The organism is Pseudomonas fluvialis (assembly GCF_002234375.1).
GTDB lineage: Bacteria > Pseudomonadota > Gammaproteobacteria > Pseudomonadales > Pseudomonadaceae > Aquipseudomonas > Aquipseudomonas fluvialis.
Map to the genome: position 1 here is coordinate 1 of NZ_NMQV01000038.1, position 8,318 is coordinate 8,318.

Sequence of the window (8,318 nt, forward strand, 5' to 3'; positions counted from 1 at the left end):
CCAACCATGCGCACAGCACGTTCACGGACTTCGGGGGAGTAGGTCGTAGTCTTTCTCATGGCCTCATCTTCTCAAGAGTTGAGGCCTCCACAAAAGCCGGGGCGATTCATGGAACGACTTGATTGAAGTCCTTACTGACTTCCGCCTATATCGCTCAGCAGTCTTAGAACCCGGCAAGAATAAATCACCTATCGCAAATGCCCTCGACGGGCAACTCTACGATAGAGGTTGGCAAGAAAAGCAGTTCCAGACAAGCACCATTGTAGACGGCGTAGTTAGAGAAACCCCAACGCACAAAGTCGATTGCTTCAAGAATAAAATTGCTATCGAAATTGAATGGAACAACAAAGACCCATTCTATGACCGTGACCTTAACAACTTCCGACTTTTGTTTGATTTAAAAGCCATTAGCGTGGGAGTGGTAATCACTCGGGCTACTGAGTTACAGAAAATCTTCAACGAACTAGGGAAAGGCAGCTCCTACGGAAACTCTACGACACACTATGACAAGCTGGAGCCAAGAATCCTTGGCGGTGGCGCTGGCGGGTGTCCTGTTCTTGTATTTGGAATCACTAGAAGCCTTTACGTCGAAGATTAATCCTAAGACAAATCAAAAGCCCGCTTGATTGCGGGCTTTTTACTATTCAAGTTTGACAAACTTATAAAATATGGCAACTTGAATAGAGTAGAAAGAGAAAACCACCCGGCAAGGTGGCAATCAGTGGAATAAACAGAAACATCAACAATATTCATTTAATCATCAAATAAATTATTGTCAAGACCACTTCCGAAGTTTTCTCTTTCTGAACATTAACCAGAAGAGGAATACAATGGAATGCTTAGACCTATTTAACGAGAAATTACCAGCAAGACCGTATCACGCTGACTACTTATCAAACGGCTTAAAAATAAACAAAAAAGAAAAAGCCGCACTTGCTCGCCACATTCAACCGAATGGCCCAACCCATAAGCTATGGCTTGTCTATGACGTAGATCGTCGAGACGCTGGCTTACATTGGGAGCAGGTAGGAGCACCACCACCTAATCTAATCGCTCGAAATCCGGCCAATGGGCACGCTCATTTGCTCTACGGCTTACATACCCCTATCCGAACCGCAATCGACTGTAAAACAGCCCCTTTACGCTACGCTGGGGCTATCGACAACGCTATGCGAGATCTTCTCGACGCTGACATAGGTTATTCAGGGCTTATCTGCAAAAACCCATTGAATCCACATTGGATCGTCAAACAGTGGGAGCCAGAACTCTACACATTGGACGGTCTAGCCGATTACCTGGACCTTTCTGTCTACCAGAACAAGCGCAAGCTCCTCCCCGACTATGGACTAGGCAGGAACTGCACTCTATTCGAGAAACTAAGAGCTTGGGCATATAAGGCAATCCGTCAGGGCTGGCCTGAATATGAACAATGGCTAAACGCTTGCGTGGATAGAGCAACAGGCTACAACAGCCAATTTTCTACCCCTTTGGAACTTGCCGAAGTCAAACACACGGCCAAGAGCGTAGCCAAATGGACGTTTAGAAACTTCAACCGTGGAACCTTTGAAGATTACATCGCCAAAACTCATACACCTGAGATTCAAGCTATTAGAGGAAAACTAGGAGGCAGGCCAGCAACAACTACAGCCAATGGCAAGCCTTGGGAATTATTAGGAGTAAGTAGAGCAACTTGGTATAGATTACAGACTAGAACTTAATATTATTGTAATGAGACAAAAGCCTATATCAGATAATAGCACCCGAACCGGGTGTCTCTCCTTGCTCATTCCGTTAGCGAAAACCATATCCTCACCCACTTACACCCATTCCTAAACCGGCCACCAACCGAGCGAATGCAGAGCCTTCGCCCGCTTGGCGACCTCGATCCTCAAGGCGAACGGATAAGCCACTAGAAACGCCTTGGACGGCCTTTCAGGGTAGAGGGTATGGATTGGCATAGGACAGGGCAGAACGCCCCAAGAAGGCAAAGAAAAACGGCGATTCGTAGGTCAGGCTTGCGCTACAAAAAACGCTACAAACCGTTGCTACAAATCGCCGTTTCGGCTACCTCATAAACCGTTGATTTATAAGGCTTTTTTCGATATGGCGGGAAGATAGGGATTTGAACCCTAGGTGCCATTGCTGACACAACGGATTTCGAATCCGTCCCGTTCGACCACTCCGGCATCTTCCCGAACGGCGCGCATGATAGCAGCAGTCGCGCCATTGGCGAAGCCCTGCGCAGCACTTTTTTCCGGAATTTCAGCTATTTGCCCTGCTGCTCAGCGAGCAGCAGGGTGATCGCTACTGGAATAGTGCATCGCTGGAAAGGCCGTTGGCCTCGAAGATTTCCCGCATACGTTTGAGCGCTTCGACCTGGATCTGCCGGACGCGCTCACGCGTCAGGCCAATTTCACGCCCGACCTCTTCTAGCGTGGCACTTTCATGACCACGCAAACCGAAACGACGCACCACCACATCGCGCTGTTTCTCACTCAGCTCGCCCAGCCATTGATCGATACTGGCGTTGAGATCATCCCCTTGCAGCAACTCACAGGGATCGCTGGGACGCTCATCCGTCAGGGTATCGAGCAGCGTCTTGTCCGAGTCCGGCCCGATCGATACATCCACCGAGCTCACCCGCTCATTGAGCCCGAGCATACGCTTGACCTCCGCCACCGGTTTTTCCAACAGGTTGGCGATTTCTTCGGGTGATGGCTCATGATCAAGCTTCTGCGTCAGCTCACGAGCGGCTCGCAGGTAGACATTTAGTTCCTTGACCACATGGATAGGCAGGCGAATCGTGCGCGTCTGATTCATGATGGCGCGCTCTATGGTCTGGCGAATCCACCAGGTGGCATAGGTGGAGAAACGGAAACCCCGCTCGGGATCGAACTTCTCCACGGCACGAATCAGGCCCAGGTTGCCTTCCTCGATCAGGTCGAGCAGCGATAAGCCACGATTGATATAGCGCCGGGAAATTTTCACCACCAGGCGCAAGTTGCTTTCAATCATGCGCTTGCGGCCGGCCGGATCGCCTTTCTGCGCCAGGCGTGCGAAGTGCACTTCTTCCTGGGCGCTGAGCAGAGGGGAAAAGCCAATTTCATTGAGATACAGCTGGGTGGCATCCAATGCGCGGCTGTAATCAATGTACTTGTGTTGACTGCTGGCAGTGGCCCGTGTCTTGTTGACGGATACGGGGGCTTCGCTGCCCGATGCTTCGCTGTCGCTCATGACGTCTTCCGCTTCGAGAAGAAGCAGATCGTCGTCAACATCAAACTCCGGCGTTTTTATTTTTTTGAGTGCCATGTTTGTTGCCCCATGCTGAGTTATCCAACCGGCCTGCGCTGCTCTTCCGTGACAGCGGCAGGCCCGTCCCCTGCGTGCGTGGCAAAAGTGAAGCTAGGATCTGTGCGGTTGTCTCCGCATCGACACGCCCTTAACCCCGTATAGCTGGCGTGTGTTGAATCTGGCAGACCTTGAAGGTCAACGACGTGGCAGGTACTGCAAGGGGTCTACAGGTTTGCCCTGGCGGCGAATCTCGAAGTGCAGCTTCACCCGGTCGGTTCCTGTGGAACCCATTTCAGCAATGGCTTGCCCGGCCTTGACCCTTTGCCCCTCCTTCACCAAGAGCCTACGGTTATGTCCGTAGGCGCTCACGTAGATATCGTTGTGCTTGATGATCACCAGTTCGCCATATCCGCGCAAACCGCTGCCGGCGTATACCACCGAGCCATCAGAAGCAGCCAAAACAGGCTGGCCCAATTCACCGGCGATATCAATTCCTTTATTCAAACTGCCGTTTGAGGCAAAACGGCTGAGAACCGCGCCACTAGCCGGCCAGGCCCACCCGCCTACGACCTTTGGAGGGGCTATCGGTGGGCTCGGCGGTTTGCTTGCGGGAGGCGGAGCAACCACCACGGGGGCAGACACAGACGGTACGGCACTCGGCGGCTGGCTGACTACCGGTGGATTCCTGGGGATGACCGGTGGCGCCGTGCGTACGATTTGCGGCGCAGCCTGTTGCCCATCGAAACGAATGACTTGTCCAGGGCGAATCAGATAAGGAGGCGCGATCTGGTTGCGTGCCGCCAGGGCCTTCCAGTCCCAGCCGAAACGAAAAGCGATGGAATACAGGGTATCGCCACGCTGCACCACATACTGCCCCTGGGTTACGGGTTGCCGACTCTGTGCGGCATGACCTGGCGAGCGATCGACCACCTGTACAGTCCCGCTTTGCTTGCCCGCACAGCCGGCCAGCAGCAGGCTGCACAGGCCAAGCACGGCTAGCTGTCGCGAAAAGGCATGCTCTATCAATGCTGTCGTCATAATCCCGTCAGTCTCTCTCGCCACTCAGCGCTAGGCGCTTGGCCAACCATTCCAGCCCCAGCACCAAGGTGATACCACCGGCCGCCAGCAGCAAGGCTGCCAGCAACTGCGGATCAGTGTCGAACTGCAAGGCGAACTGAGTCGGCCAGAGGTTTTCCTGCAATACCGGCTGCGACACACCGCTGCTATCGGTACGCCAGCTCAAGGTCTGCTTCCACGGCCAAACCTTGTTCAACGAACCCACCATCAGACCAGTCAGGAAAGCCAGGGTCATGTCGCGCCAGTGCTGCAAAAGCCAGCTGAGTACCCGGGCAAAACTCAACAAGCCCAGCACGCAACCCGAGGCGAAAAGCAGCAAGATATCCAGCTGCAAGTTTTTGACAGCGCCCAGCACCAGCGAATAAAGGCCCAGCAAGACCAGAATAAAACTGCCGGAAATCCCAGGCAGGATCATCGCGCAAATCGCCACGGCCCCGGCCAGGAATACAGTCAACGGCGTGCCTTCCAACTGTACCGGCGCGGCCACGGTGATCCACCAGGCCAATGCTCCCCCCGCTACAAAACTGGCCACGCGCGTCAGGTTCCAACGTTGTACCTCACGCCCGACCAGGTAGGTGGACACCAGGATCAATCCGAAGAAAAACGACCAGATGGCAATCGGTTGGCTCACCAGCAGCCAGGTAATCAGCTTGGCCAGCGACAACACGCTCAGCAGAATGCCGCCGAACAACACCAGCAGGAAGGTGGCATTGGCTTCTTGCCAGGCCTCCTGTACACGCCCGCGCAGCAGCAACAGGCCAGCCTTGGGCAATTGAGCCAGCGACTTAAGCAGCTCATCGTAAATTCCCGTGATGAACGCCACGGTACCCCCGGACACACCCGGCACCACGTCCGCTGCCCCCATGGCCATACCCTTGAGAAACAGCAATAGATAACGCTTCATGGTTCCTTCCATTGACGATCAGGCCAGCGGCCCATTGAGCAGCGGCACGAAGCGCACCGCATCCAGCACATGGCGGGTATAGCCCTGTTCTTCACGGGTGATCAGCAGCAACTCCTGCACATCGCCTGCGCCTACCGGAATCACCAGGCGCCCACCAGGCGCCAGCTGCTCCAGCAGCGCTTGCGGCACCTCGGCGGCCGCTGCGGTAACGATGATGGCGTTATAGGGCGCCAGCGCCGGCCAGCCTTCCCAGCCATCCCCCCAGCGGAACACCACATTACGAATATTCAACTCGGCCAGGCGTTCCTTGGCGCGGTCCTGCAGAGTCTGGATACGTTCGACAGAGAACACCCGCTCGACCAGCTGCGCCAGCACCGCTGTCTGATAACCGGAGCCCGTGCCGATCTCCAGCACTTTGTCGAGCGGTCCGGCAGCCAGCAACAACTCGGTCATCCGCCCGACCATGTAGGGCTGGGAAATGGTCTGGTTGTGACCGATCGGCAAGGCAGTGTCTTCATAGGCGCGATGCGCCAGGGCTTCGTCGACGAACAGGTGACGCGGCGTACGCCGGATGACTTCCAGCACATGCGGATTGCTCAGGCCTTCCTCGTAGAGGCGCTCAATCAGCCGCTCGCGCGTGCGCTGCGAGGTCATGCCGATGCCATGACGCTGCAGGTGATCATGCCCACGCATCAGAACAGCCCCTCCAGACCATTGGCCAAACCGCTGAACGCCTCATGGAAGGTACGATCCAGCTGCAGCGGGGTAATCGATACATAGCCCTGCATGACCGCATGGAAATCAGTGCCGGCCCCACCATCCTCGGCATCGCCGGCTACCGAGATCCAGTAGCCCAGCTTGCCACGCGGATTGGCCACCTTGACCGGAGCGGCGGCACGGGCACGATGGCCCAGGCGGGTCAGTTGCACACCACGGATCTTCTCCAGCGGCAAGTTGGGTACGTTGACGTTGAGGACAGTACGTGGTGGCAGATCAAGCCGTTCGTGAGCCGCCACCAGCAGACGGGCGAAATGTGCCGCCGTAGCCAGGTTGTCGGGCTGCCGCGAGACCAGCGAGAAGGCAAACGCCGGCTTGTTCAGGAAACGCCCTTCCAGGGCTGCCGCCACGGTACCGGAATAGAGCACGTCGTCACCCAGGTTGGCGCCCAGGTTGATACCTGACACCACCATGTCCGGGGTCTGTTCCAGCAGGCCGTTGAGCCCGAGGTGCACGCAGTCGGTGGGCGTGCCGTTCAGCGCAATGTAGCCATTGGGCAGGGTGCTGGGATGCAGCGGCCGGTCCAGGGTCAGCGAGCTGCTGGCGCCACTCTTGTCTTCCAGCGGCGCGACGATGACGCACTCGCCCAGGTCGGCCAGCGCCGCATGCAGCGCAGCGATGCCCGGCGCCATGGCGCCGTCGTCATTGGATATCAGAATTCGCATGGAGTATCCGTCTGCCCCGCCGGTAGCAGATCGACCAGCTCGCGCACCAGGGCAGTGGCGAAGCATCCGGCCGGCAGGACGAAAGCCAGTTGCAAGATGTCAGGAGCTGGATAATGCCACGTCAGGCGCGCAATGGGGAGGCGCAGAATGCGCCGTTCGTGCGCCATGCCCGCCTTGGCCAGCCAGGCCACCAGCGCAGGTTCGGCCTGGGCAATCCGTGCTTCCAGAAGCTGCATGTCGCCCTCTGCGCTACTACTGCCCTCGCCCCACAGCGGGCCGGTAGGGTGCAGATCGAGTCGCGCCAGACGCTCATCGGCGCAATCGGCTTCACCCGCCAGAAAAAAGCTGCGGCTGTCGGTAAAGGCCAGCAGGTCGCCCGGCTGTGCCAGCTGCCAGCTGCCATCGGCAACGCGCGCGGCCAGAGCCTGGTTGAACAGGTAGCTGCGCGCCGCTGACAACAACCGCGAGCGCAGGTTGCGCTGCACCGGCAGCTCAGCACGCTCGGCGTACTGCCGCGCTTCGTGCAGATTGCCGCCCTGGTGACCGAAACGCTGCACACCGTAGTAGTTGGGAATACCCTGGCGAGCGATCTGCTGCAGACGCTCGTCAAGCGCGTCGTGATCAGCCTGCAGGGCCGTCAGGCGCAGGGTGAAACCGTTGGCGGCGTGCGCGCCACGCTGCAGTTTACGGTTGTGTCGCTGCTGACTGAGAATGCGCAAGGCCGGCCCCTCGGCATCCTGCAACTGCGGATCAGCCTTACCCGGCAGATGCAGGCTGAACCACTGACGAGTCAGCGCCTGGCGATCCTTCAGCCCGGCATAACTGACCAGGCGCAGCGGCAGACCGGCGGCACGCGCCAAACGTCGCGCAGCGTCCTCGGTATTCAGACCACGCTTCTCCACCCACAGCCACAGGTGCTCACCCTGCCCGCTGAGCGGGATATCCAGCACCTCATCAACCTGAAAGTCTTCGGCGCAGGCCTTAAGTTGCGCCCGCCCACAGGCTGCACCATAGGCACGCGGCCCGAGGAGCTGAAACTCGTTCATGCGCTCACCAGCAGAGCCACGGCATGCACGGCAATGCCTTCCTCACGCCCGGTGAAACCCAGCTGTTCGGTGGTGGTGGCCTTGACGTTGACCTGATCCAGCGCGACCTGCAGATCCTCGGCAATGCACTGGCGCATGTTCTCGATATGCGGGGCCATCTTCGGCGCCTGGGCTACGATGGTGGCATCGACATTGCCGACGCGGTAGCCCTTGGCCTGGACCAGGCCAAGCACATGACGCAGCAGCACACGGCTGTCGGCGCCCTTGAACGCCGGGTCATTGTCGGGGAAATGCTTGCCGATATCGCCGAGGGCCACCGCACCGAGCAGCGCATCGCTCAGGGCATGCAGCAGCACATCGCCGTCAGAATGGGCAATCAATCCGCAACGGTGGGGAATACGCACCCCGCCCAGGGTAATGAAGTCGCCCTCGCCAAACCGATGCACATCGTAGCCATGACCTATACGCATAAGAAAACGCCCTGAAAATGCCAGGGCGCGATTCTAACTGAAAGCTGCAAGCTGCAAGCTGCAAGCTGCAAGCGGCAAGCGGCAAGCG

8 protein-coding genes, 1 tRNA gene and 1 pseudogene are annotated in these 8,318 nt (G+C 57.5%); 2 read left to right on the plus strand and 8 right to left on the minus strand.

Going from position 1 to position 8,318, the window contains the following annotated elements; all coding sequences use genetic code 11:
* Positions 1-103: 103 nt before the first annotated feature.
* Positions 104-598 (plus strand): annotated as a pseudogene (locus CFY91_RS14825) (BglII/BstYI family type II restriction endonuclease); the annotation flags it as partial.
* Positions 599-830: 232 nt separating this feature from the next.
* Positions 831-1,718 carry a replication initiation protein gene (locus CFY91_RS14830; protein WP_093987166.1) on the plus strand — a complete coding sequence of 296 codons (888 nt, stop codon included), beginning with the start codon at positions 831-833 and terminating at the stop codon, positions 1,716-1,718.
* A 386-nt stretch (positions 1,719-2,104) separates the two neighbouring features.
* Here the strand turns inward: CFY91_RS14830 and CFY91_RS14835 are convergent.
* The 8 genes from CFY91_RS14835 to ispF all read right to left on the minus strand — a co-directional run bounded on the left by CFY91_RS14835 (position 2,105) and on the right by ispF (position 8,230).
* Positions 2,105-2,194 (minus strand) — tRNA-Ser (locus tag CFY91_RS14835).
* Positions 2,195-2,304: 110 nt separating this feature from the next.
* Positions 2,305-3,309: an RNA polymerase sigma factor RpoS gene (gene rpoS, locus CFY91_RS14840; protein WP_093987167.1), complete on the minus strand. Its 1,005-nt coding sequence runs from the start codon at positions 3,307-3,309 to the stop codon at positions 2,305-2,307.
* A 177-nt stretch (positions 3,310-3,486) separates the two neighbouring features.
* Positions 3,487-4,329 carry a peptidoglycan DD-metalloendopeptidase family protein gene (locus CFY91_RS14845; RefSeq protein WP_093987168.1) on the minus strand — a complete coding sequence of 281 codons (843 nt, stop codon included), beginning with the start codon at positions 4,327-4,329 and terminating at the stop codon, positions 3,487-3,489.
* Between the two features lie 7 nt (positions 4,330-4,336).
* A complete protein-coding gene (locus CFY91_RS14850; RefSeq protein ID WP_093987169.1) occupies positions 4,337-5,272 on the minus strand; it encodes a polyprenyl-phosphate transporter in 936 nt (311 codons plus the stop codon).
* A gap of 18 nt (positions 5,273-5,290) precedes the next feature.
* Positions 5,291-5,926 carry a protein-L-isoaspartate(D-aspartate) O-methyltransferase gene (locus tag CFY91_RS14855; protein WP_165765338.1) on the minus strand — a complete coding sequence of 212 codons (636 nt, stop codon included), beginning with the start codon at positions 5,924-5,926 and terminating at the stop codon, positions 5,291-5,293.
* Positions 5,927-5,964: 38 nt separating this feature from the next.
* Complete coding sequence (surE, locus tag CFY91_RS14860; RefSeq protein ID WP_093987171.1) at positions 5,965-6,714, minus strand: 5'/3'-nucleotidase SurE; 750 nt, start codon at positions 6,712-6,714, stop codon at positions 5,965-5,967.
* A complete protein-coding gene (gene truD / locus CFY91_RS14865; RefSeq protein ID WP_093987172.1) occupies positions 6,702-7,760 on the minus strand; it encodes a tRNA pseudouridine(13) synthase TruD in 1,059 nt (352 codons plus the stop codon). The genes surE and truD overlap by 13 nt, the downstream gene beginning before the upstream one ends.
* Entirely contained in the window at positions 7,757-8,230 is a 474-nt protein-coding gene (gene ispF, locus CFY91_RS14870; protein WP_093987173.1) for a 2-C-methyl-D-erythritol 2,4-cyclodiphosphate synthase, read from the minus strand. The genes truD and ispF overlap by 4 nt, the downstream gene beginning before the upstream one ends.
* Positions 8,231-8,318 lie beyond the last annotated feature (88 nt).